Annotated in this window: 25 protein-coding genes and 2 pseudogenes; 10 read left to right on the top strand and 17 right to left on the bottom strand. The window is 29.7% G+C overall.

Annotated elements, in window-relative coordinates:
• The first annotated feature begins 440 nt into the window (after window positions 1-440).
• On the top strand, window positions 441-1,208 hold the full coding sequence (locus NST35_RS12265; RefSeq protein WP_002489261.1) for a DUF536 domain-containing protein: 768 nt from the start codon (window positions 441-443) through the stop codon (window positions 1,206-1,208).
• Between the two features lie 626 nt (window positions 1,209-1,834).
• Here the strand turns inward: NST35_RS12265 and NST35_RS12260 are convergent.
• The 7 genes from NST35_RS12260 to NST35_RS12230 all read right to left on the bottom strand — a co-directional run bounded on the left by NST35_RS12260 (window position 1,835) and on the right by NST35_RS12230 (window position 7,859).
• Window positions 1,835-2,605, bottom strand: coding sequence for an ABC transporter permease (locus tag NST35_RS12260; RefSeq protein ID WP_002455772.1), 771 nt, complete (start codon window positions 2,603-2,605; stop codon window positions 1,835-1,837).
• Window position 2,606: 1 nt separating this feature from the next.
• Window positions 2,607-3,302 (bottom strand): ABC transporter ATP-binding protein, encoded by a 696-nt coding sequence (locus tag NST35_RS12255; protein WP_002447409.1) that lies wholly within the window; start codon window positions 3,300-3,302, stop codon window positions 2,607-2,609.
• Window positions 3,303-3,498: 196 nt separating this feature from the next.
• Window positions 3,499-4,026, bottom strand: coding sequence for a GNAT family N-acetyltransferase (locus NST35_RS12250; protein WP_002440835.1), 528 nt, complete (start codon window positions 4,024-4,026; stop codon window positions 3,499-3,501).
• Window positions 4,027-4,218: 192 nt separating this feature from the next.
• A complete protein-coding gene (locus NST35_RS12245; protein WP_002489266.1) occupies window positions 4,219-4,875 on the bottom strand; it encodes a hypothetical protein in 657 nt (218 codons plus the stop codon).
• Window positions 4,876-4,938: 63 nt separating this feature from the next.
• On the bottom strand, window positions 4,939-5,148 hold the full coding sequence (copZ, locus tag NST35_RS12240; protein ID WP_001831373.1) for a copper chaperone CopZ: 210 nt from the start codon (window positions 5,146-5,148) through the stop codon (window positions 4,939-4,941).
• Between the two features lie 33 nt (window positions 5,149-5,181).
• The gene (locus NST35_RS12235) at window positions 5,182-7,569 is read right to left on the bottom strand and encodes a heavy metal translocating P-type ATPase (protein ID WP_002452570.1); all 2,388 of its coding nucleotides are present in this window, start codon (window positions 7,567-7,569) and stop codon (window positions 5,182-5,184) included.
• Between the two features lie 14 nt (window positions 7,570-7,583).
• Window positions 7,584-7,859, bottom strand: a complete 276-nt coding sequence (locus NST35_RS12230) for a metal-sensing transcriptional repressor (RefSeq protein ID WP_001831396.1) — start codon at window positions 7,857-7,859, stop codon at window positions 7,584-7,586.
• A gap of 174 nt (window positions 7,860-8,033) precedes the next feature.
• Between NST35_RS12230 and NST35_RS12225 the strand changes: the two genes are divergently transcribed.
• Complete coding sequence (locus tag NST35_RS12225) at window positions 8,034-8,309, top strand: glutaredoxin family protein (protein ID WP_002489264.1); 276 nt, start codon at window positions 8,034-8,036, stop codon at window positions 8,307-8,309.
• A gap of 40 nt (window positions 8,310-8,349) precedes the next feature.
• Here NST35_RS12225 and NST35_RS12220 read toward each other — a convergent pair whose 3' ends face one another.
• Window positions 8,350-9,291, bottom strand: coding sequence for a cation diffusion facilitator family transporter (locus NST35_RS12220; protein ID WP_001831389.1), 942 nt, complete (start codon window positions 9,289-9,291; stop codon window positions 8,350-8,352).
• A 634-nt stretch (window positions 9,292-9,925) separates the two neighbouring features.
• Here NST35_RS12220 and fabI point away from each other — a divergent pair.
• Together fabI and NST35_RS12210 are read left to right on the top strand one after the other, a co-directional pair.
• Window positions 9,926-10,696: an enoyl-ACP reductase FabI gene (gene fabI, locus NST35_RS12215; protein ID WP_000609031.1), complete on the top strand. Its 771-nt coding sequence runs from the start codon at window positions 9,926-9,928 to the stop codon at window positions 10,694-10,696.
• Window positions 10,697-10,981: 285 nt separating this feature from the next.
• Window positions 10,982-12,647, top strand: a pseudogene (locus tag NST35_RS12210) (IS1182 family transposase); the annotation flags it as partial.
• Between the two features lie 2 nt (window positions 12,648-12,649).
• Here NST35_RS12210 and NST35_RS12205 read toward each other — a convergent pair.
• Window positions 12,650-12,832 (bottom strand): annotated as a pseudogene (locus NST35_RS12205) (hypothetical protein); the annotation flags it as partial.
• 52 nt (window positions 12,833-12,884) lie between these two features.
• Between NST35_RS12205 and NST35_RS12200 the strand changes: the two are divergent.
• The 4 genes from NST35_RS12200 (at window position 12,885) to NST35_RS12190 (ending at window position 15,276) form a co-directional block, all read left to right on the top strand.
• Window positions 12,885-13,559 carry an IS6-like element IS257 family transposase gene (locus NST35_RS12200; RefSeq protein ID WP_001105987.1) on the top strand — a complete coding sequence of 225 codons (675 nt, stop codon included), beginning with the start codon at window positions 12,885-12,887 and terminating at the stop codon, window positions 13,557-13,559.
• A 33-nt stretch (window positions 13,560-13,592) separates the two neighbouring features.
• Complete coding sequence (locus NST35_RS12565; protein ID WP_350310358.1) at window positions 13,593-13,787, top strand: WYL domain-containing protein; 195 nt, start codon at window positions 13,593-13,595, stop codon at window positions 13,785-13,787.
• Between the two features lie 175 nt (window positions 13,788-13,962).
• A complete protein-coding gene (locus NST35_RS12195) occupies window positions 13,963-14,541 on the top strand; it encodes a recombinase family protein (protein ID WP_000690624.1) in 579 nt (192 codons plus the stop codon).
• Window positions 14,542-14,697: 156 nt separating this feature from the next.
• Window positions 14,698-15,276, top strand: coding sequence for a recombinase family protein (locus NST35_RS12190; protein ID WP_031908289.1), 579 nt, complete (start codon window positions 14,698-14,700; stop codon window positions 15,274-15,276).
• 223 nt (window positions 15,277-15,499) lie between these two features.
• Here the strand turns inward: NST35_RS12190 and msr(A) are convergent, their stop codons facing one another.
• From msr(A) to NST35_RS12155, 7 genes are all read right to left on the bottom strand, one after another.
• The gene (gene msr(A), locus NST35_RS12185; RefSeq protein ID WP_002447408.1) at window positions 15,500-16,966 is read right to left on the bottom strand and encodes an ABC-F type ribosomal protection protein Msr(A); all 1,467 of its coding nucleotides are present in this window, start codon (window positions 16,964-16,966) and stop codon (window positions 15,500-15,502) included.
• Window positions 16,967-17,417: 451 nt separating this feature from the next.
• Window positions 17,418-18,527 carry a HEPN domain-containing protein gene (locus tag NST35_RS12180; RefSeq protein WP_001830204.1) on the bottom strand — a complete coding sequence of 370 codons (1,110 nt, stop codon included), beginning with the start codon at window positions 18,525-18,527 and terminating at the stop codon, window positions 17,418-17,420.
• Between the two features lie 169 nt (window positions 18,528-18,696).
• Entirely contained in the window at window positions 18,697-18,789 is a 93-nt protein-coding gene (locus tag NST35_RS12175; protein ID WP_016931270.1) for a type I toxin-antitoxin system Fst family toxin, read from the bottom strand.
• A 163-nt stretch (window positions 18,790-18,952) separates the two neighbouring features.
• On the bottom strand, window positions 18,953-19,075 hold the full coding sequence (locus tag NST35_RS12170; protein ID WP_012088237.1) for a hypothetical protein: 123 nt from the start codon (window positions 19,073-19,075) through the stop codon (window positions 18,953-18,955).
• A gap of 290 nt (window positions 19,076-19,365) precedes the next feature.
• On the bottom strand, window positions 19,366-19,578 hold the full coding sequence (locus NST35_RS12165; RefSeq protein WP_002489260.1) for a VraH family peptide resistance protein: 213 nt from the start codon (window positions 19,576-19,578) through the stop codon (window positions 19,366-19,368).
• 232 nt (window positions 19,579-19,810) lie between these two features.
• Complete coding sequence (locus NST35_RS12160) at window positions 19,811-20,002, bottom strand: hypothetical protein (RefSeq protein ID WP_002489262.1); 192 nt, start codon at window positions 20,000-20,002, stop codon at window positions 19,811-19,813.
• Window positions 20,003-20,279: 277 nt separating this feature from the next.
• Complete coding sequence (locus tag NST35_RS12155) at window positions 20,280-22,202, bottom strand: MobA/MobL family protein (protein WP_002489263.1); 1,923 nt, start codon at window positions 22,200-22,202, stop codon at window positions 20,280-20,282.
• A 203-nt stretch (window positions 22,203-22,405) separates the two neighbouring features.
• Between NST35_RS12155 and NST35_RS12150 the strand changes: the two genes are divergently transcribed.
• Complete coding sequence (locus tag NST35_RS12150) at window positions 22,406-22,687, top strand: hypothetical protein (protein ID WP_002489259.1); 282 nt, start codon at window positions 22,406-22,408, stop codon at window positions 22,685-22,687.
• A gap of 4 nt (window positions 22,688-22,691) precedes the next feature.
• Window positions 22,692-22,931, top strand: coding sequence for a DUF3847 domain-containing protein (locus NST35_RS12145; RefSeq protein WP_002489265.1), 240 nt, complete (start codon window positions 22,692-22,694; stop codon window positions 22,929-22,931).
• Window positions 22,932-23,155: 224 nt separating this feature from the next.
• Here the strand turns inward: NST35_RS12145 and NST35_RS12140 are convergent, their stop codons facing one another.
• Window positions 23,156-24,091, bottom strand: a complete 936-nt coding sequence (locus NST35_RS12140) for a replication initiator protein A (RefSeq protein WP_002489267.1) — start codon at window positions 24,089-24,091, stop codon at window positions 23,156-23,158.

Genomic DNA, 24,091 nt, shown 5'->3' with positions numbered 1-24,091 from the left:
AATAAAAACCTCATTTCCATTTTTAGGATTGAGGTAATAAAACAATTTTTACGTAAGTTATATGTTTTGTGCTTGCACTTAGATGATTAGATAGATATAATACAAGTATCAAAAAATATATAAGCAAACGAGTGCGAATCGTTTTATTACCGAGAGTCAATGCTACGCCAATAGCATTGACTCTTTTAATATTTATAAAGCAATATTAACACTTTTAAGAAAGTATATAAAGAGTTTTAAATGTAGTTAAAAGCACATTGCCATGGCAAAATGTGTAGTTCATTGTTTTAGTACCTAATTAAGCTTCGAAAACATATTATAGGGAGCTAATTAGGTGCATAGGTAGTAAATAGGTAGTAAATTTAGGCGGTAAATGATGAAATAAACTTCATTAGGTGGTAAAATTTAGGTACTAAATTAGGTACCTAAGGGTGAATGTTATGAGAACTATTAAAATGGTTGCTGATGAATTAGGTGTAACTAAACAAACTATTGTTAATAATGCTAAAAGTTTAAATATAGCTTTTGAAAAAGAAAATGGGATTAATTATATTGATGATAAGGATTATTTGAAAATTATAGAAAAAATTACTAAGAAAGAGAGTACAATCCAAAATAAAGAATCAGTAAAAAAAGAATTGTTTGGTGAAAATACTGCAAAAGCAGAAAAGAATATATATAATAATTCAAATAGTTCTGAGACATTAAAAACAAAAGTAAATGAATTAGAAAAGCAAATAGAAATCTTTGAAACTAGAGCTAAAAATGATGAAAAATATATTGAGAATTTAACTAAGCAATTAGATCAACAAAATAGCAATGTTAATACATTAAATAAATTGTTGGAGAATCAACAAATATTAGCTTTAGAAAGCAATAAAAAAATTCAAAAACTAGAAAACCAATTAGAAGAAGAAAGACAGCTTAATTATTCTTTTGATACAGCGACGAATAATAGACAAAATATTAATTCGCAAGAAGCAACTTTTACTGAAGAATCGCAAAATATCAACCAACAACAAACAAAGCGTCAACCAACAGAAGTAAATTACAAGGATATAGCCGAAGAGAAAAAGAACGACAGTACAAATGAAGGTGAATTAACAAAAGAGGATAAGTTCGTTGAAGAAACGAAGAGTGATCCTGATGATAATAGGGAGGTAGAACCACCTAAAAAGGGATTTTGGAGTCGATTCTTCGGTAATTAAAAATGAATGTAAAAGGTGTATCAAGGGGGTTATAAATCTTTGATACACCTTTTATAGTGATGGAACTTCTGATAATCATTGGTTATGTAAACAGAGTGAATGAGGCAATCATAGTCCATACAGAACCTTTATTTGGCTCTCATTTGTGTTTTAAGAGCTTATGTAAAAAAACATATAAAATACCCCTTAAAATGCAAAATAAGGATATTAGCTTATCACATATGAGTTTTGGTTTTAGTACGACACTTTTTTAGGTGTGTAAGTGCGTCTTTGGATATAAAAATAAAAGCCAACCCAGACAAAGTGGATTGGCTTTTTCTTTCGTACGGTCTGTTTATTTTTCCTTCGACGCCGTATCGTCGATGTAAATAAAAAAAGTTATGGGCTAAAAATCTACATCACTTTTTCAAGAATGTAGTAGCGATATTCGACACAAATTAATTTTTATAACTGCTCGGAATATCTCAAGCCGTTTCTTTGAATTTAAAATTAAAAATCGACGCAGGTCGATGACGGATCTACACTAGCGTTTGGAACAAACGTATAAGTGCGCCCTTACGGGAGTTAAGTAGATTATAACACTGGTTAGTAGAGGAATGCAAAATTATAAAGTGTGTTGAGTTAGATTAGACATTTTTCTTTTTAAAGACAAATACTACGATGATTAAGAAAATAATAATATAAACAATATTACCAATAAATAATTCATGCAGTTCTAATTTTGTGAATTTTTTCATGTTTTTATCAACAATTTGAACCATAATATTCATCATACTAATAGGGTTCCATTTTAACCATTCCCATTTATCTACAACAATTGTTAATATCCCTGACAAAATTGAAGTGGCAAAATACAATACAATACCGACAGCAATAGAGACACCGGGACTTTTCATTGCACATGAAATTAATAAGGTGATACTTAAGACTAACCATGTTCCAACATATGTACCTAGTCCAGTTAATAACATTTTACTTAATAACGATAACGCATCACCCTTACTTTCAAGGAGATTGATATCGTTGAAGAAAATAGCCCATAGAATAATTCCTACAACAATACTAACAATAAAATACAGTAGTGAAAAAAGTATTAATGTAATAATTTTACTAATAATAATGCTTGTTCTCGTATATTTTCGATAGAGAAGATTTTTAATTGTACCATGATAAAACTCCATTGAAATAATGGTGCTGGCTTGAATAATTAATAAAAAGATAAACCATGAAAAACCACTAAATGCTGATTCAATAGATGATTGTGGAGAAAAAACATCATCATAGTTTTTAGATATTATAGCTTGAACAACCATTAATAACATAATGATAATTGGTATAATAAACGTCGATTTCTTTTTAAACAATTTAAAACATTCTTGCTTAATTAAAGTGCCCATTTTACGATTGATCCTCCTTATCAATGATACTTAATAATACATTTTCTAAATCGTTATCTTTATATTGGTTTAATTCTTCTTCGGTAGTTTCAGTAACAATTTTACCTTTGTTAATGATAAGGATAGAATTGGTGATTTTTACTAACTCACTTAATATATGGCTAGAAATTAAAAAGGTAACGCCCTCTTCCGCTTTTTTTACAATGAGTTCTCTAACATCTCTTACAGCCCTAGGATCTAACCCATTCATAGGTTCATCTAAAATAATTAATTGGGGTTGATTTAAGAAAGCTATTGCAATACCTAATTTTTGTTTCATACCCAAGGAATATGTTTTGGCTTTATTATGTATATACTCATCCATTTTAAGTTGAGAGACAATTGTATCAATATCTTGAGTATTTTTAGTTTCATTTAGTAGTTTAAGATTGTCATAGCCTGACATAAAGGGATATACTCCTGGATTTTCGATCAATGCACCAACGTTACTTTTTTTATGCTTATTTTCAATAACTTCAAAGTTACCTTCTTGATAAATCGAGTAGCCTAATATAACTTTCATCAAAGATGTTTTTCCTGCCCCATTTGCTCCAACAAGACCGACAATCTGTCCTCGTTTTAAATTTAAAGAAATATCTTTGAGAATAGTCTTATTACCTATCTTTTTTGTTAAATGTTCTACTGTTAAAACATCCATACAATTATCTCCTTTTTAATTATTTAGATATATTTTAAATCCAAACTTAATGTATCATAAAAAAATAAATTATTTAAATACATGTTGAGATACATAAATATAAATTAAATGAAGTGCTGCATTTTATAAGTACGCTCTAAATAAACAAAAATAGTCCTCTTATTTTAATAAGAGGGCTATTTTTGTTTAAAATTATTCAAGACCATTCGCTTTCTAACATACTCATTTGCCATAAATTATAATATTCTCCATTTAATTTTCTAAAGTCTCTTTTTTCTCCTTCTTTTATAAATCCAATCTTTTTGTAACTTTTAATAGCTGATTTATTAAAGGCAAAAACACCTAATTCAATTCTGTGTAGTCCCAAATCTTCAAAAGCCTTTTTCAATAATTTCTTTATTATTTTAGGGCCTAATCCTTGGCCACGCATTTGCGGATCACCTACTAAAACTTTACCTAACGTGGCGGAACAATTTTTAAAATCTATATTATTTAAAGCAATATGACCTATAATTTTTTTTGAATTATTTTCTTCAATGATAACTTTATAAATTATTTTACTAGAATTTTCTTTATTTGTGTCTTTAATATATTCCTTTAATTGTTCTTCATCTAGGGGATAATTAAAATCTGTACCTGCCCATTTGACTAAAAGTTCAGGAGAGTTTATCCAGTTTATTAATAAATCAAAATCTTTCTCCTCAAAATATTCAAACTTAATCAATAAATTACTCCTTAAATAATAGGTTATTAACTATAAAAATTCAGTGAATGTTGCAATATAAACAGCCACTACAATTTTTTGATACTTTCTTCATCAACTTTCTATCTTAAATTTTCGATTTTTTATAAAGCTTTTTGTATTATCTAAATAACTCTTTACAATTTACTGATTTTTAAGCTTTTGCTAATAGATTTATGCAACTTTAATATTATAAGTAAATCTATGCACTTCATCATTAAATTTAAATTCTGCCCAAATTTTATACATCCCTTTTTTAGGAAAATGAGCATAAAAGGTTGTAGAATCAGGTGATTCTGGGTGAACATGAATATAATCAGTTAATTGCTCATCAAATATAATCACATGTCCTAAAGCTCCTAAATAAGGTTGGGGAGTTAATTCTGTATTGAAAGTTAAAGGGACATGTTCATCTTCTTTAGCACTTATAGAATTTAAAGTTACATGAACTCCTTTGTTAACTTTTACCCAATTTTTATCAGAATTTAAAGATGTTGTATAGGTTATTTTATCTCCAATTTGCAGTTCAATAGGATGAACGGAATACACATGGTTTTTTGGTGTAACATCAACAAAAGCCTGGTAAGTTCCTGGCTCTAATTGTTGGTTAATTATAAATAAACCTTCATGCTTTTTTTGAGGGTGTAGGTGGTAATATTTCTCCATGTCATTAGATACTAAAACGAAATGCATTTCTTTTTCATGCATAGTATCTAATAATGGGGCATTATTAAATTCATCTTCTAACGTAATTTCTATATTACCATCTCTATATACAACATTTGCTTTAATTTCGGGTTTGTTTGAATGATATTCATGATTATGATTCATATTTTTATCCTCCTTAATTTTTAATAAGGGCATATCATTAAACGATATGCCCAACTATTTAAATTATTTAATTACATCGTAACCTTGATCTTCAATAGCTTCTTTAAAGTCGTTGAAAGCTACTTGATTTTCATCAAATTCAACTTCCACATTCCCATTCGCCAAGCTTACTTCTGAAGATGTTACACCATCTAATCCATTTAATGCTTTTTCAATTGAATGCTTGCAATGGTCACAGCTCATACCTTCTACATTAATAACTTCGTTAGTCAATGTTGTCACCTCCTTTCAAGAAATATAAGATTCTTATAATTTCATACGTTTTAGACGTAAAGCGTTTGTGACAACACTTACAGAACTTAAAGCCATTGCTGCTCCCGCAACCCAAGGTGCTAGCAGACCAATTGCTGCTATAGGGATACCTGCAACATTGTAACCAAACGCCCAAAATAGATTTTGGCGAATATTACGAATTGTAGATTTACTTGCTTTTATTGCTTTTGGAATTAATAAAAGGTCTCCTCCTAAAATAGTTATATCAGCAGCTTCGATTGCAACTTCTGTACCTGTACCAATGGCAATACCAATATCTGCTTTAACTAGTGCTGGAGCATCATTGACACCATCTCCAACCATAGCTACTTTTTTACCTTCAGATTGAATTTCTGCTACTTTAGAAGCTTTTTCTTCTGGTAAAACCTCTGCAATAATCGTGTCTATACCAACTTGTTTTGCTATTGCTTGTGCGGTACGTTTGTTATCACCAGTTAACATAGCAACTTCAATACCTAATTCATGAAGTTTTTGAATAGCTTGTTGGGCAGTATCTTTAACTGTATCGGCTACAGCGACAACCCCTCTCAATTCGTTATCTACGCTTATAAGCATTGCAGTTTTTCCTTCTTTTTCAAATTGAGCGAGATTTGTTTCAGCTTCATTAGTTCGGATTCCTTTTTCACTCATTAGTTTTCGATTTCCAACAAAAAGTTCTTTACCATCAATTGTTGCATTTATACCGCGCCCTGGTATAGCTTCAAAATGATCTACTTCTAAAAATTCTAATGATTTTTCTTTAGCATAACTTACGATAGCTTCAGCTAGTGGGTGTTCAGAACCTTTTTCTGCACTAGCTAATAATTGTAATGTTTGATCATCTCCACTAAAATCAGTGACTTCAGGTGTGCCATTTGTTATAGTGCCAGTTTTATCTAAAACAACTGTATTAATAGCATGTGTACCTTCAATGTGTTCTCCACCTTTAAATAGAATGCCATTTTCAGCAGCTTTTCCGGTACCCACCATTATAGAAGTAGGCGTAGCTAAGCCTAACGCACAAGGACAAGCAATAACTAATACTGCTATTGCAGCAACTAAGGCTGGTTCAAATTGTCCCGGCTGAACTAATGAAATCCATATAATAAATGTGAAAATCGCGATACCTACAACGATAGGTACAAAATATCCAGAAATAATATCTGCTAGTCTTTGTATTGGCGCTTTAGAACCTTGCGCTTCTTCGACAACTTTAACAATGGAGGCAAGAGCTGTATCTTTACCAACTTTTGTTGCTTCAACAGTAATTGCTCCATTTTTATTCATTGTTGATCCTATAACATTATCATTTTGCATTTTTTCAACAGGAATAGATTCACCTGTCAACATTGACTCGTCAATTGAAGTCATACCTTTAATTATTTTGCCATCTACTGGTATTTTTTCTCCTGGTTTGATAACTAAATAGTCTCCTTCTTTTACTTCACTTAAAGGAACCATAGTCTCTTCACCGTTGCGTAATATACGTGCTTCTTTAGCTTGTAAATTCAACAATTTACTTAACGCATTTGTTGTTTGTGTTTTAGCACGTGCTTCTAAATACTTTCCGAAAAGAATTAAAGTAATTAATACAGCACTTGTTTCAAAATATAGGTGTGGCTCATAATTTGTATTAATTAACCACTTAATCGATTCATAAATACTATAAAAGAAGGCTGCGCTTGTACCTAAAGCGACAAGAACATCCATATTTGCTGACCCATTACGAAGGTTTTTATAAGCGCCTACATAAAATTGCCAACCAATAACAAATTGAACAGGCGTTGCTAATACAAATTGGAACCACGGGTTCATAAATATATGTGGTATTTGAATACCAAATAAATGAACGAACATTGTCATTAACAATGGAGCTGCTAAAACAGCTGAAACAACTAATTTAATTAACTGTCGTTTTAATTGTTTTTCTTTTTGGGAACTTTTTTCTGATGCTTCTTTTTTAGGTTGTGCCTCATACCCTAGGTTTTTAATACGTTGTTGAAATTCATCTACAGACGTCATATCAGGGTTGTATTCTACAGTAGCACTTTCTGTGGTTAAATTAACTGTAGCCTTATTTACACCTGAGATTCGATTTAAAACTTTTTCGATTTTATTCGAACAAGCTGCACACGTCATTCCCATTACATCGAGATCCACTTTTTCGGTTAAAACTCCATAACCTGTTTTTTGAATTGTATTTGCAATATCTTCTAATGATGTAACATTGGGGTTATATTCAATTGTAGCTTTCTCTGTAGAAGGATTTACATTAGCGTTAACTTCATCTAATTTATTTAGATTTTTTTCTACTTTATTCGAGCAAGCTGCACATGTCATGCCTGTGATACCTAATGAGGTTTTTTTAATATTTTCACTCAATTATTTCTTTCCTCCTATTTTGAAAATTGTTTTAATACAACCATCAATTCTTTGATACTTTCTTCTCCGTTGCCATTTTTAATACCTTCACTTACACAATTAGATATATGGTCTTCAGTTACTATAAAACCCACTTGTTTTAGGGCTGATTGTATTGCTGTTATTTGTACTAGTACGTCTATACAATATCTATCTTCTGCTATCATTGATTGTAAACCGCGCATTTGTCCTTCTAATCTTTTGAGTCTATTGAGCAATGCGTCATTGTTTTTAACAGTAGTAGTGTTCAATTTCACCCCTCCTCGTATACCCTGATGGGGTATGTCTTATTGAAACCTATATTATACCCCTGGTAGGTATAAGTCAATACAAAAGTTTCATATAAAAAATTAATATTTATAGTTTGTTTTAAGAGGTACACTTGTATAAAATGTATGCTAAAACTTATATTAGGAGAGATATATTTGGATAAAAATATACAACTTGAGCTTTACACAAGACCTACATGCTCTGATTGCCAAGAATCAAAAAGGTATTTAAACTCTCAAGAGATTAGTTATAGTCATAAAGATGTAAGTCAAAATTTGGACTTAGAAGAAGAAATGAAAAAAATATCAGGCAACCGAATTGTTCCCTTATTTGTTTTTTATAAAAAAAATTTTTGGGGTAAAAAAAAGTTGTTTAAATATTACGTGGGATTTGAAAATAACAAAAAAGATATATTAAATATATTGGAATAATTAAATAAACAGCCATTATTTTTTAATAATGGCTGTTTATTTAATGATGATGTTGACTGTCTTCTTCTTTCACGATACAAAACAATTTTTCACTATGATTATTGTTAGAAGTTTCAGTCTGTATTGTGACATGTTGAATATTTTGATGATTGAGTTCATGTTCTATACGTTTAAGTAAAAACTCATTTTCAGTAATGGTCATTGTATCTTCTACAACAATATGACAAGATAACGCGTTTAATCCGCTAGTTACTGACCAAACATGAAAGTCATGAATATTTTTAACTTCTTTGAATTTTTTAATAGTTTTAATAATGTCTTTTGTATTTATATTGCTTGGTGCTCCCTCCATTAATACATGAAGACTTGATTTTGTTACATAAAAGCCGCTACGTAGTACTAAAATTGCTACAATCACACTTGCTAAAGGATCCGCCCACCCCCATCTAAAAAATATAATGAGAAGGGCTGCTATAACTGCACCTATAGATCCAAGCATGTCGCTTATTACATGCAAATATGCTCCACGCATATTTAAGTTTTCTTCTACATCGCTCCCACGCAGCATTATCCAAGCCACAATAATATTAATAAACAAGCCTACCAAGGCGATAATTAACATGCCTGTAGAAGCTACCTCAGGGGGGTTTTTAAATCTCTCAATAGCTTCATAAAAAATATAGATAGCTATTAACATCAAAGTAATACCATTAAGTACAGCTGCTAGTATTTCAAACCTTTTGTAGCCAAAAGTTTTATTTGTATTAGCTTGCTTCGCTCCTAAAGTAAATGCAATTAAAGCAATACCTAAAGAAATAGAATCACTTAACATATGACCAGCATCTGAAATTAACGCAAGACTGTTAGTAAAGAAACCACCTAACCCTTCTACAATCATGTAACTTGTAATAATAATAAAACTAATTAATAAAGTCTTTTTGTTCGCGCCATGTGTATGATTATGATTGTGATCGTTTTCCATTTAATCCCTCCTCTTTTTAATGATGAAAAATATTTTCTATAATTTGAATTTTTGTTTTTATAACTATAGAGTTAAAAAATATAAAATTTCAATTAATGTTTTGTTACTCGAAGAAAATCATACTAACTTATGAATATATGCTCATATATTCATAAGTTAGTATGATTTTTATCCTTTGTCAATATAGAAATGCTTTGTATTTTGTATATTAAATAAAAACCCTACTTTGCTTTGGACAGTAGTGGGATTTTTGCATATGATAAACCACACTTCACTTGCTAAATATTAACTATATTATAATTAACAAGTGATAATTTCTTTTTAGAGAAAATAATGGGAGTGGGACAGAAATAATATTTTCTCAAAATTTATTTCGTTGTATTACCCCGGCAAGGATGACTAGGTTTGAAAAAAGCTTGATTCAAGCGCATTTTCAAATCAGTCAGCTTCTGACAAAATGATAAAATAGGCTGAGACATTTTATTTTGTCCCAGCCTATTTCCTATATGACCAGGTAATAATATTGCTTTATAATTATGAAGCAAAAATGGTAAAATAATAACGTTAGATTAGTCTACATTGTTTGTACAGTGAGATTAAGATATAAAAAACGATGATTAAGGAGTTATTTCGAATGATTAATCTTGAAAATAAAACCTTCGTAATTATGGGTATTGCTAATAAACGTAGTATCGGATTTGGCGTTGCAAAGGTATTAGATCAATTAGGGGCTAAACTTGTTTTCACTTATCGTAAAGACCGTAGCCGCAAAGAATTAGAAAAATTATTAGAACAATTAAACCAAGAAGAGCCAAAATTATATCAAATCGATGTTCAAAAAGATGAAGATGTAGTAAATGGTTTTGCTAAAATTGGCGAAGAAGTAGGCAATATTGATGGCGTATATCACTCTATCGCATTTGCAAATATTGAAGACTTACGTGGACGTTTCTCTGAAACATCACGTGAAGGTTTCTTACTTGCGCAAGATATCAGTTCATATTCATTAACAATTGTTGCGCACGAAGCGAAGAAAATAATGCCAAACGGTGGTAGTATTGTTGCAACAACATACCTTGGTGGTGAATTTGCCGTTCAAAACTATAATGTGATGGGTGTAGCTAAAGCAAGTTTAGAAGCTAATGTTAAATATTTAGCTTATGATTTAGGCCCGGACAACATTCGAGTAAATGCTATTTCTGCTGGTCCAATTCGTACGTTAAGTGCTAAAGGTGTTGGTGGTTGCAACACAATCCTTAAAGAAATTGAAGAACGTGCACCATTAAGACGAAATGTGGATCAAGAAGAAGTAGGTAAAACAGCTGCTTACTTATTGAGTGATTTCTCAAGTGGCGTAACTGGTGAGAATATCCATGTAGATAGTGGTTTCCACGCAATAAAATAATAAATTAAATCAATTGAGTCTGGGACATAAACCCTAGAGAAATAGCCAGTAAATGAGTTTTAACAAATTCATTTACTGGCTTCTTTATTTACAATACTCCGTATTGTTGGCTCGCTTTCTTAGGGGACAGCTTCAGCCTGTAGTCTTCAGCTTGTCCTGTTCCCTCAAGAGTCTCGCCAAAATACTTTGTATTTATATGTAATTTTACATTGTAATACTTTAAAAAAATAAAGCACTTTCGTATAATTTAATAAACATCACTAAACTAAATTAACGAGGTGCCTTATGTATAAAAATTATAACATGACTCAACTTACTCTACCAATGGAAACTTCAGTTCTTATCCCCACAAATGATATTTCACGACATGTAAATGATATTGTTGAAACAATTCATGACAATGAATTCGACGAATTCAGACATCACCGTGGTGCAACTTCGTACCATCCTAAAATGATGTTAAAAGTGATTCTATATGCCTACACACAATCTGTATTCTCAGGTCGTAAAATAGAAAAAATGCTTAATGATAGCATCCGAATGATGTGGCTATCACAAAATCAAAAACCTTCTTATAAAACAATTAATCGATTTAGAGTAAATCCAAAAGTAGATGCTTTATTAGAATCTTTATTTATTCAATTTTACAGTCAGTGTGTAAAACAAAATCTTATAGATGATAAAGCTATTTTTATTGATGGTACAAAAATTGAAGCAAATGCCAATCGATATACATTTGTATGGAAAAAGAGTATTCAAAACCATGAATCAAAGATGAATGAGGATTCTAAAGCCCTCTACCATGAATTGGTAACCAATAAAATCATACCGGAAATTAAAAAAGATCATGATAATGAATTAACAAAAGAAGAAATAGATTTGATTGGTAGTCACTTAGATAAAGAAATCGAAGATTTAAACCAACATATCAACAATGAAAAATGTACTAAAACAAGAAAACAAATACGTCTCAAAAGAACTAAAATCAAAAAATACAAAAAGCAAATCAATGATTATTTTGAGCGAAAGTATCGATACGAATTTCAAAAATCTATTTTAAAGGATAGAAATAGTTATTCTAAGACAGATCATGATGCGACATTTATGAGAATGAAAGAAGATCACATGAAAAATGGACAACTTAAGCCAGGGTATAATTTACAAATAGCGACAAATTCCCAATTTGTTTTATCTTATAATGTGTATCAAAATCCAACGGATACTAGAACGATGATTCCATTTTTAAATTCAATTCAAGAGACCTACGGTCATTTACCTGAATATATTGTAGCTGATGCAGGTTATGGTAGTGAATCAAATTATAAGGCAATTATAGATGACTTTAATCGAACGCCACTCATAACATATGGAATGTTTATAAAAGATAAAACTAAAAAATATAAAAGTGACATCTTTAATACTCAAAATTGGAACTATGACGAAATTAATGACGAATTCATTTGTCCGAATAATAAACGGCTAGGTTTTAAAAGATATGCCTATCGTCATGATAAGTATGGTTATAAGCGAGACTTCAAATTATATGAATGTGATGATTGTTCAGAATGTCCTCTGAAAAATCAATGTATGAACTTCAATTCAAAAACAAACAAAAAAATAATGAAGAATTATAACTGGGAATATTTTAAATCCCAAATTAACAAAAAGCTTTCAGAACCAGAAACAAAAAATATCTACAGTCAAAGAAAAATTGATGTGGAACCTGTTTTTGGATTTATGAAGGCTATTTTGGGTTTCACTCGGATGTCTGTCCGAGGACTCAATAAAGTCAAAAGAGAACTTGGTTTTGTATTAATGGCACTTAATATAAGAAAAGTAGTAGCTCAACGAGCTGAAAATAATCAAAAAATTTATAAAAAAGACAATTTCTATATTATTTCAATAGAAATTGTCTTTTTTTCACTTATCCAAGAACTTTATGTCCCGGACTCATTATTTTTTTTTGAATAGTTTAGAAAAGATAGATTGTTTTTGTTCATTTTTTTTTGATGCTTTTGGAGTAATGATATCTTCTTTTGAATCTATATTATCAGTTTCTATTTTTTTGGTATTACTTAATATATTTTGGCTATTTAAATTCAAAGATTGTTCTTGTTTTAATGCAATTGTTAGGTTCTGTTGCAAAGTTGAATTTATAGTATAATTTTAACAAAAAGGAGTCTTCTGTATGAACTATTTCAGATATAAACAATTTAACAAGGATGTTATCACTGTAGCCGTTGGCTACTATCTAAGATATGCATTGAGTTATCGTGATATATCTGAAATATTAAGGGAACGTGGTGTAAACGTTCATCATTCAACGGTCTACCGTTGGGTTCAAGAATATGCCCCAATTTTGTATCAAATTTGGAAGAAAAAGCATAAAAAAGCTTATTACAAATGGCGTATTGATGAGACGTACATCAAAATAAAAGGAAAATGGAGCTATTTATATCGTGCCATTGATGCAGAGGGACATACATTAGATATTTGGTTGCGTAAGCAACGAGATAATCATTCAGCATATGCGTTTATCAAACGTCTCATTAAACAATTTGGTAAACCTCAAAAGGTAATTACAGATCAGGCACCTTCAACGAAGGTAGCAATGGCTAAAGTAATTAAAGCTTTTAAACTTAAACCTGACTGTCATTGTACATCGAAATATCTGAATAACCTCATTGAGCAAGATCACCGTCATATTAAAGTAAGAAAGACAAGGTATCAAAGTATCAATACAGCAAAGAATACTTTAAAAGGTATTGAATGTATTTACGCTCTATATAAAAAGAACCGCAGGTCTCTTCAGATCTACGGATTTTCGCCATGCCACGAAATTAGCATCATGCTAGCAAGTTAAGCGAACACTGACATGATAAATTAGTGGTTAGCTATATTTTTTTACTTTGCAACAGAACCACATCAAAACTATGGATATATTGATTTATTGATTAAATCTCAAGAATTAGAATATTTGAAATCTCTGTTTTTAACATTTGGAAAAGATGTAAAAATAAAATCCCCAATTCAATTAAGGAATATGCTAGTCAAAGAACTTAAGAGTACATTGAAAGTATACGAAAGTTGATTAGATTAAAGCGTGTACAGAAAATAACCATTTTCTGGACACTCTCTTTTTATATCTAGATATATATCTATTATACATATTTTAGTGTTCAATAACCCAACAGAAAATCTATGTTCATAAATATGGTTAGAATTAAGTTATGATACAATGAAAATGTATATAGGAGGTTTGTATCTTGAAAATAGGTTATGCAAGAGTTTCAACTGGATTACAGAACTTGGATTTACAGGAAGATCGGTTAAATCAATATGGTTGTGAAAAGATATTTAATGATCATATGAGTGGTTCAAAAAGTAAGCGACCTGGTTTAGATAAAGCCATTGAATTTGCGAGGTCAGGAGATACGATTGTTGTTTGGAGACTAGATAGACTAGGACGTAACATGGAAGATTTAATCACATTAGTTAATGAACTTAATAATCGAGGCGTGAGTTTTCATAGTTTAGAAGAAAATATAACAATGGATAAATCAAGTTCTACAGGACAATTGTTATTTCATTTATTCGCAGCATTTGCAGAGTTTGAACGTAATTTAATTTTAGAACGTTCTTCAGCAGGACGAATTGCAGCTCGTGCTAGAGGACGCTATGGAGGTCGACCCGAAAAATTAAATAAACAAGATTTAAAATTACTCAAAACACTTTATGATAATGGAACACCAATTAAAACTATTGCAGAGCAATGGAAAGTTTCACGTACAACAATCTATCGTTATCTCAATAAGTTAAATAACCAAGAAAATAAAGATAAATAATATTACTAAATTTTAAGAAAGATAAAAATTAGACAGGATACACCCTAATCATACATGTATAATTGTTGAATTTATAGCAACTAAAATGTATGGTTAGGGTGTATATTAATTATGAGGTGAAAATCAATGATTGTTGGCTATGCGTGAGTATCATCGATCGATCAAAATTTAGAAAGACAACTTGAAAATTTAAAGACGTTTGGGGCTGAAAAAATATTTACAGAAAAACAGTCTGGGAAATCTATTGAAAATAGACCAGTATTTCAAGAAGCACTTAACTTTGTAAGAACGGGAGATCGATTCGTTGTGGAATCTATTGATCGTTTAGGACGTAATTATGATGAAATTATTGAAACTGTGAATTACTTAAAAGAAAAAGACGTTCAGTTAATGATTACAAGTTTACCTATGATGAATGAAGTTATTAGTAATCCATTACTGGATAAATTTATGAAAGATTTAATTGTTCAAATTTTAGCAATGGTTTCAGAACAAGAGAGAAACGAAAGTAAACGTCGACAAGCACAAGGAATTCAAGTTGCAAAAGAAAAAGGCGTTTATAAAGGACGACCTTTACTTTATTCGCCAAACGCGAAAGATCCTCAAAAGCGTGTTATCTATCATCGAGTTGTCGAAATGTTAGAAGAAGGCCAAGCAATTAGTAAAATTGCAAAAGAAGTAAATATAACAAGGCAGACTGTTTATAGAATTAAACACGATAAGGGATTATCTTGATAAATAGGTTGTCAATGCAAATGAGCGTTTCTCACAGCGTTCTAAAACGCATATTAATCATCTATTATGAGATTTTAATAATAAAACAAGAAAAGAGAGGGTAAAAACTCCCTCTCTTTTCTTCTATATTCTTTTTCTCAAAAATGATCGGTTATGGTACTATTGTTATTTACTTTATTATAATACTTTAAAGAAATATTCAATATAAATTAGTGTATAGTTTTTAAGTTATATCATGAATAGATTGTCCTGTTAATTCCCATTTTTTATCTGATACATGTTTAACAAACCTTGTATCATGTGATGTAAACAAAATGATTCCAGGATATTTATTCATAAACATTTCTAATGCTTCTAATGTTTTAATATCTAAAAAATTAGTTGGTTCATCCAAAATTAACATATTCGCTTTCGTTGAAAATAATACTGCTAACGATAATTTCGTTCTTTCCCCACCACTCAAAACATTACAAGAACGCTCAAGTGCTTCATTTAAACCCAAGTTATTTAAAATAGCTCTACTGAATGATTCTGATGAATCCGTTTCATCCATTAAATATTGCAATAATGAAACGTCACGCATGTCTTCATAAGCAAGTTGACGATAGTATGCCATTTGCACTTTAGGAGAACAATCAATTCCCTCTATTTGGTGGTAAATAGCTTCAAGTAAAGTTGTCTTACCTACACCATTTGCACCTACGAGCGCTATATTTTTGCCATATGGTATTTGGAATCGTACTTGTGTTAGCAGTTTTTGACTTCCTTTAACCAATGTTAGATTTTGTGCAATGATTGGATAATTATTATGGATATCATAAATTTTATTTTGTGGAAAATTGAATTCATGATAACTTTGTGGTTTTTCAACTTCTTCCAAATGTTCCATTCTTTTTTCAATATGCTTAGCTTGTTTTTGAGCAGCCTTCTCAACCGTGCCTTTTTGTTTTGATGCACTTAAACGATCTGGTGCTATACTTTTATTTTTTTGTTTTGATGATGCTTGTGCCATTTGTTGCGCTTGATTTCGTTTAGCTTTACTGGCTTGGGACAATCTTTGTTTTTCACTTATATACTGTTCATATTTACGTTGTTGTTCTAACTGTTCTTGTTCATATTGATTTTGATACTGTGTGTAATTACCTTTAAACACTCTTATTGTGCCATCTTCTTGTATATCCCAAATTGTGTCAGCAATTTGGTCTATAAGTGCTCTATCGTGACTTACTATAATTAAAGTACCATAGTAATATTTTAAAATATTATTCAGATAATCTTTACCAATTTTATCCAAGTGATTTGTAGGTTCATCTAAAAGTAATATCGGACTATAATTTGATATGACATTAGCTAATTTATATTTTGCTTTTTCACCACCACTCATACTGTCGGTTGTATGCATAGGTATATGGAGTTCACTCATTAAACTACCGTCTAACGTGTTAAAATCATTTTCCACATCCATGTTAAGCTGTTCAAAATATTGAATTTCGCCATTCGTTTCAACTGTTCCAGATTCTGGTTTTGTTTTTTGAGCAATCATATTTAGTAATGTGGTTTTGCCAGTACCATTACCCCCAATAAGTGCTATTTTTTCAAATTGGTAAGCATAAAGATGATCGATGTTAAGTGATCGTAAATCTGTCAATTTATGATTGATTTGGTTAAATTTAATTGTATATTGTTCCATATTTATACACTCCTTGTATATTTAAAGGACGTGTACGCAAAAAATGAGACAGGCTACTCCCGTCTCATTCACATTACACTTTCAAACACTTAAAGAATTATTACGATGTTTTAGTATTTGAAAGCGTTTATTATTCCTATCGAAGGATAAAAAATGACATAAGTCATCCTATGAGTGTGTGTATTGCGGACAAGCCTTTTTGAATTAATTTAGTTTTGTATTCAAAAAGGTTTATTTGAGTCTCATAGAAGCTGTCATTTTAATCCTCCTTCATCGATAAAATAGTAATGTTAATATAACATTTTATTGGTTTTTTTACAATATATCTCTAAGTACAAAGATTATATAATAAAAGTATAAAATTACAATTTGAGATTGATTATACATCTTGTTAATTTAGAGTGTACTCGAAACTAACAATATATGTAATCTCTTTATCCTAGTTTTATATTTATTTGTATTTTTCTTTTATACTTTCCATATTAATATTTTCATTATGAATATTATACATATTAAATTCTTTAGAAAAATCGCTCATCATTGCATTTTTCATATTAAATACTAATAGTCTAATTAAATCATTTACTATAGCTTGGAATTTTAACGCCTCGTCTTTACTATAAGATAGACCTTCATGAACAATTTTATTTCTCATAGGATAATAGTTATCAATATATTGATTTATGCAATTTTCAATCTCATAAGAATTATTTAAATTTAATTTTCTTACTATTTTTAATAATTGATCCTTAATAATATTTCTGTAGCCACCTGCAAGCTTATTGCTAATTTTTCCATCACTTAGCTGTTGGTCTAATTTATAATATCTCTCTAAAAACTTAGTAATAAAAACTTCTAATGCAGTCTGAATTTGTATAATTGCTACATTGTAATCAGCCTTATAAATTGCTCTTTCACCTTTTCTCATAGCTATTACATATGTATTACTAGGGTGATTAGTGAAAATTTGATAGTTTTGTTTAATATTTAATAATTCACTTTTTTTCAATTCTGAATATTGATCTTCTTCTATTTTACCCGGTTTATTTATAAGAAAAAGACTCATATCTTTTATCTCACCTTCCATACTGTATATGACATAATATGGAATACTTAATATATCACCAAGAGACAGTTGAAAAACATTGTGGTACTGATACTTCACACTGATAATTTTAATGAAATTATTAAGGGTATTAAATTGGTTATTAAAAACTTCAGTTAAAACTCTAGTTTTTTTAGACTCTCTAGAAGTAGATCCAGATTTTACTCTTTTAAATTGATTTTTATTAATAACTGAAGTGATTTCAATATATGTTTGTCTCTCTCTTTTAATGTTATCTTTTTCGAAAATATTGTGTTCTCTATGAATGAATTTCATAAATGTATTTTCTTCAGCTATAAAGTCAATATTTTCAATTTCTTTTATGGGCATTCTAAAAGGTAATAAGTATTTAAATGTTATTAATTGCCTTTTTTTGCTTCCTCTAAAACTTTTTTTTGTATAAATTTCATTTTTCAACATTTTAAACTCTTCTTTTATCTTAACTTTATCCAACATGTATTTCCCCTTTCTACATTTAAAAGTATTTATTTAAAACATAACTTTGCATTCCTACGCACTGTGGTGTTATAATACATTTAACAAATATTAGACTCATGAATCACCGAACCCCCAATCTATGGCTGTAGATTGGGGGTTCTTTTGATGGTGAGGCTTTGTCGCCTTATTATTTATTGCGATTGTTTAGCCAAAACGTAAAAATCGCAACTATACACCCTGATATTATGGGTGCAATTATGCTAACAAATATTAAACTCATGATTTCACCTCCTTCCGCCGAAAATACCGCCGGAAGTTAAGGCGACGCCATCATTATACCATCTGTGAATTATTTAGCATATCTACTTCCGATAAGTCATTTTATGTGAAAAATACTCAAAATAAAAAAAGAACCTGTGTTTAGGTTCTTTTTTATCAGTACGTCAAATACGCTTATTAGTATTTCCATATCTTTGTTTAACTATTAAATAAACACCATTTGCTAAACCCAAAATAGTCCAAGCAACTGATAAATAGACATTATCCAGATTATAAATTGGAGCCATAAAAATTAAAAAGAAAATATTCATAACAAACGAAATACGATGAAATGTACTGAGATTATTAATATCAATTCTGTTATTTTGAATAATAAATCACCTCTCAACATTTATATTATTTCAAAATTTTCACTTTATTCCAAATACTTTATTGACGTTGATCCTCAGAACCCTTAACAATCCTTAAACTTATTGAATAACTGCCTCATAACTCTTGCTATGCTGACATTAGTTTGCAAGTTTAGTTTAGGGAGACATCTCAACAACAATAATTTTTATCATTATAAATGCATGTTCTATTTTTTCTTTTTCAAATCATACTTTTTTGCTTCTTCTTTAGTTTCATCGCTAATATTAAACAATAAAAAATAAACTACAATCCCAATTGGCACACCTAATAATGGAGTTGTAAACATACTTGCTATAACAATCGCAAAAATTAACCAAATTAAGTCATCCCAACCCCACTTTTTATTTAAAAGATAATCCGATATTTGTTTAATCGACATAATATAAACACTCCTTCTTACAAAATTTATCTCAGCTCTTTTTTAAATTTAAAATACCCTTATTTACAATTTTTAGATACTGAGGTTTATATAAAAATAAATTTATGGCTCTTAAAACGTAAACAGCAGGGACAAACGTAGATACATCAATATCTATCCCTATTTTAAAAAAAGAACGTTATCCCTGTATGTTTCAAGACAAAAAGAAAATCGTTTCAAATTAACCTAAATGTCATGCTCTATTTTTAGTAATATTCATAGCCTTAACAACTAGATAAACCGCATTTATAAAAATCAAAATAGTGTATGGAATTAAAATATATAAATTTTCTGATTGAACTAAGAAAGTTAACCCAGCTAAAAATAAAATGTTCAAAACGGTAGACATAATAAAAGTTATATCTAACTCACCTTTTTTCTTCAAAATATTTCTCTCCTTTTTTAAAAATTTTACCCTAGTTACTTTATTCCAATTGCTTTATTGACGTTGAGCCTCGAAACCTTTAACAAACTCAAAACTTGTCGAATGGTCGGCTTAATAGCTCACGCCATCTCGATATTCATCTGCAATCAATTACTAAATTAAAATTTCATATATCATCATGAATTTCAAATGTTATCATTAAATTAAAGACAAGATACCCTATTGGGTTTGGTTTCTTATTACTAAAAAATAAACTTTGTTTAAATCTAGCCTTCTATTATCTTCTCATTTGATTATTTCTCTTTTGTGTCTTCTTCTTTTTCTGATAATTAATATTGTTTTGCTTTTCAGTTTCGTTCGCATAGTACATAAGAAAGTCACTAGCATTTATCGTTGGTAAATTAATGTGATTAGTTTGTTCATTTTCATGTTCAATACGATTGTCATGATCATTTCTATCTACTTGATTAATATGTTTTTCGATAACTTCTTCTTGATCAACATTATTATATTTCTCAAGTTTAATGAGTAATTGAACTTTCTCATTAGGTGTTTGGTCTTTGACTTTTTCAAAGTTTTTATCGCCTATATCTATTCTTAAATCATCATCAATATGTTCTTTATAACTATCAATTTCTTTTTCTTTTTCCTTAATAAATTGCAACTCAACGTTATATTCAAAACTATCTTTTTCTAAATTTTTAAGATGTCTTTGACTAAAGAAAATATCTTTACTCGCTTTTTTATAAGTATCTTCCAACAATACATCATTAGGAATATTGTTATTTTGTTTGAATAGGTATTGAACATGAGTGGCTTTTATAATATTACCTTTTTGTGCCTCATCAACAATAAATGCTTTTTCATCATGGCTAAAATGATGATGAGATTTAGGGTACATTTGCTGAACAATGAGATGATTTTTTTCACTTTCAGTTAGATAAACATCTTTAGCTGATTGATAAATCTCTTTACGTTTTTCCTCTCTACTTTCTAACTTATTCTTCTCACTGAGTAACGCTTTATAGTTAGTTTCAACAGTATTAACAAACGCTTGTTGACTATATCCTTTACTTTCAATTTCTTTTCTAAACTGATAATTTTCATCATAATTTTTAGCATAGAATTTCAATTGACGTCTCTTAATTTCATTTTTAAGTAAGTCATTTTGAATTTTACGACCAAAAGTAGACGCACTATCAAACGTATTTTTAATTGTTTCTTTCGCCTCTGAATAGCCAACATCACGTTGATATCTATCAAATAAAATAGAATAACTTTGTTCATTTTTACTTACTTGTTCGTTAGCATTTTGAATAAATAATCTAATTTCATTCTGTGCTTGTTCTTTCTCTTTATCACTAAATATTTGTGATACTTCACCACGATTATATCGTCTAATCTGTTCATTTTTTTGTCCGTAATAAGTAACGGGTTGGTACTCAATACCCTCTTTTTCACAACGTTTTTGCTCATTTTTTTCTAGTCGATATTCTTCTCTTGTCAGTGGAATTTCGGCAATTTTTTCTAACCCTTGATCTTCAAAAGAACGACTATCATATCGTCTTAAACTTTGTTCACGTTCTGAATATTGATTTAATTTTAATTCCCAATGCTTACGAACTTCTTTGAAATCAAAATCGGCAAAGCGTTCTTGTTTTCTAACTTTATTACCATTTTGATTTAAAATCGCATGACCGTTTTCATCATATCGTGTTTTCGTTTTTGTCTTTTTCCCCCAAGTACCGTCTGCATTAAAAGGTCTTTGAGTCAGTAAAACATGAGCATGTGGATTGTTGATATCATCTCTATGAATTGAAATATCAGCAACCATTCCTTTGTCTACAAACTCACTTTTTATAAAATCTTTTGTTAATTCTGTTTGTACTTCTCTATCAAAATCATTAGGTAAACTTAATAATACTTCTTTTGCTAATCTAGGGTTTTTCGTTTTCGCATTATTCTTTTCGACTTTATCGACTTCATTCCATAAACGCTGTCTATCTTTAGTCCATTCGGGTGCATTTTGAGGAGTTAAAATCATGCTTTCAGGCTTAACAGTATGATTTCTAAACTTAATTTTTTCATCTGTACGTTCACTATATAACGCTTCATCAGAACGATACGATGCTGACGCAACGATATTTTTAGTTGCTCGATTAATGTTAGTCACTCTCAACATAAAGTAACCTTTATCCATGATTTTACCTCCTCTCTTTTTTTGAATTTAAACCCCTGTGGGAACTATAACGATCAACCCGTAGGGTTGCCCACTTTTATGCCAATTTTTAATTTGCATGTAAATGGGCAGTGTCTTAAGAACTGGTTATATTATACCATGAATGAGCGACTTGACCAATGAATTATGATATACTTTATATAGATAAACTGAAGGAGTTTTTTATGTCTAAAATCAAACAAACAGATATTACAAAATTAAGTCAATTAGAACAACAAATTGAACAATTGAAAAAGCAAAAGAAAAAACAAGAAGAACAACTATCTAATAAAATTGGTGATTATTTTTTAAACAAACTTGATTTAAATATGATCAACTCTAGTGATGAATTGTATAAAATCATGGATAAAGTCATTGAAGAATTTAATAAATATATTGAACAAAATAGCAGCGATGAGAACAACGAAAATTTAACAGAAAACAAAATTAACCAGAATAGTAAGTGATACGATGAATGATTTTAAAAATCTCAAAAAAACAAATGCTGCAATTGAAAAAGCTGAATTAAGAAAACATAGATTAAAAAATTTAGATCGCAAAGAAAGAGCGCATAGACTTATTCGAAAAGGCGCCATGCTTGAAAAGTATTTTGAATGTGAGCATTTAAGTCCTGATGAAACAGAAGAATTGTTAAAGATTTATGCCAACTACATTAATACGAATAAGCCAAATAAATTTAAAAAGAAGTAATTTATCATGCTTACAAATACCTGAGTTCCACTAAAAAGAAAAAATTGCTGATAGTAGTAACAATGAATCATAATTGTTTATAAAAATGGGACTAAAATCGAAAAGTTTTAGTCCCACTTACTTAATTAAGTACATTTCATTGAAAATAAAGTTAGCCTACAGTTAAGAAAACATCTAATTAAAGATATTCTCTAATTGAATCATTGTTGGCTTATGAAGTTGTATTATTGATTAAATAAAGAAGTGATGGGTAAATGATCACGTCGTTTATTAAGCGTATGTACTTCTGCAAATTCAGATTTAAGAGATTTCATTAAGTACCCTTGCATTGCTTCAACGCTTTCATTTTTTTGAATTAATGTAGCTTTAAAGCGCTTAAGAACATTAACAATTTCAAATTCCATATCTTCTAATAAATAATATGCATCAATAGAATTGTTGAAGGATGTTTTGGCTTTTAATAACACAGATTTAATAAGTTTAATTTCAGCTACTTCAAAGTTACTTAGATAGTTTTGAATACTTTGCGGTAGTTCTTCGAGTAATTGGAATTTTAAAGCTTCATTATTAAAGTTTAAATTGTTGTGATTTGAATGATTTGTATGATTACTAGGAAAAGTTAGTTTATTATCATTCAAATCATTCGTATCATTATTCTCAGTCTTAATATAATCAGTATCATTATTCTCAGTATCATTAGACTGTGAATTTGGAAGTTCTTGACCACTTAAATTCACAGTTCTAGAACTTCCAAATTCATTGTTCTGGAACTGTGAATTTGGAAGTTCCTTGCTATGAGTGGCTTTAATGTCATAATTAGGTTTTAATAGGTATAATCTATTTGGTTTATTAAGGCCAACACGTTCTTGAGTTAGTAAATTAAAACTTATTAACTCTTTTTTTAATTTTATAATTTTTTGTTCTGCATAACCTAAGTATTCACACAAATGTTTATTACTGAAAATAAAGTAAATGTTATTATTTTTATCTACCCATTCATTTTGGATGGATAATTCAAAGCGATCTTTTAATAACGCATACATAATTTTGGCTTCCGCCGACATTTTTTTAAAATATGCATCTTCGAATAAATATTTAGGTAGTTGATAAAACCTTTCAGTTTTTACTTGTGATAAATTGTATTTTTCAAAATTGGGCAT

Source organism: Staphylococcus sp. FSL W8-0304, from assembly GCF_038006565.1.
GTDB lineage: Bacteria > Bacillota > Bacilli > Staphylococcales > Staphylococcaceae > Staphylococcus > Staphylococcus epidermidis.
Note: the sequence above shows the minus strand (reverse complement) of the source record. Positions and strands in the feature narration are given on the sequence as shown.

Coding starts and splice junctions, on each gene's coding strand:
- NST35_RS12265 (WP_002489261.1), top strand. CDS start 441: ATGAGAACTATTAAAATGGTTGCTGATGAATTAGGTGTAACTAAACAA.
- NST35_RS12260 (WP_002455772.1), bottom strand. CDS start 2,605: ATGGGCACTTTAATTAAGCAAGAATGTTTTAAATTGTTTAAAAAGAAA.
- NST35_RS12255 (WP_002447409.1), bottom strand. CDS start 3,302: ATGGATGTTTTAACAGTAGAACATTTAACAAAAAAGATAGGTAATAAG.
- NST35_RS12245 (WP_002489266.1), bottom strand. CDS start 4,875: ATGAATCATAATCATGAATATCATTCAAACAAACCCGAAATTAAAGCA.
- NST35_RS12220 (WP_001831389.1), bottom strand. CDS start 9,291: ATGGAAAACGATCACAATCATAATCATACACATGGCGCGAACAAAAAG.
- fabI (WP_000609031.1), top strand. CDS start 9,926: ATGATTAATCTTGAAAATAAAACCTTCGTAATTATGGGTATTGCTAAT.
- NST35_RS12200 (WP_001105987.1), top strand. CDS start 12,885: ATGAACTATTTCAGATATAAACAATTTAACAAGGATGTTATCACTGTA.
- NST35_RS12180 (WP_001830204.1), bottom strand. CDS start 18,527: ATGTTGGATAAAGTTAAGATAAAAGAAGAGTTTAAAATGTTGAAAAAT.
- NST35_RS12175 (WP_016931270.1), bottom strand. CDS start 18,789: ATGAGTTTAATATTTGTTAGCATAATTGCACCCATAATATCAGGGTGT.
- NST35_RS12170 (WP_012088237.1), bottom strand. CDS start 19,075: ATGGCTCCAATTTATAATCTGGATAATGTCTATTTATCAGTTGCTTGG.
- NST35_RS12165 (WP_002489260.1), bottom strand. CDS start 19,578: ATGTCGATTAAACAAATATCGGATTATCTTTTAAATAAAAAGTGGGGT.
- NST35_RS12155 (WP_002489263.1), bottom strand. CDS start 22,202: ATGGATAAAGGTTACTTTATGTTGAGAGTGACTAACATTAATCGAGCA.
- NST35_RS12150 (WP_002489259.1), top strand. CDS start 22,406: ATGTCTAAAATCAAACAAACAGATATTACAAAATTAAGTCAATTAGAA.
- NST35_RS12145 (WP_002489265.1), top strand. CDS start 22,692: ATGAATGATTTTAAAAATCTCAAAAAAACAAATGCTGCAATTGAAAAA.
- NST35_RS12140 (WP_002489267.1), bottom strand. CDS start 24,091: ATGCCCAATTTTGAAAAATACAATTTATCACAAGTAAAAACTGAAAGG.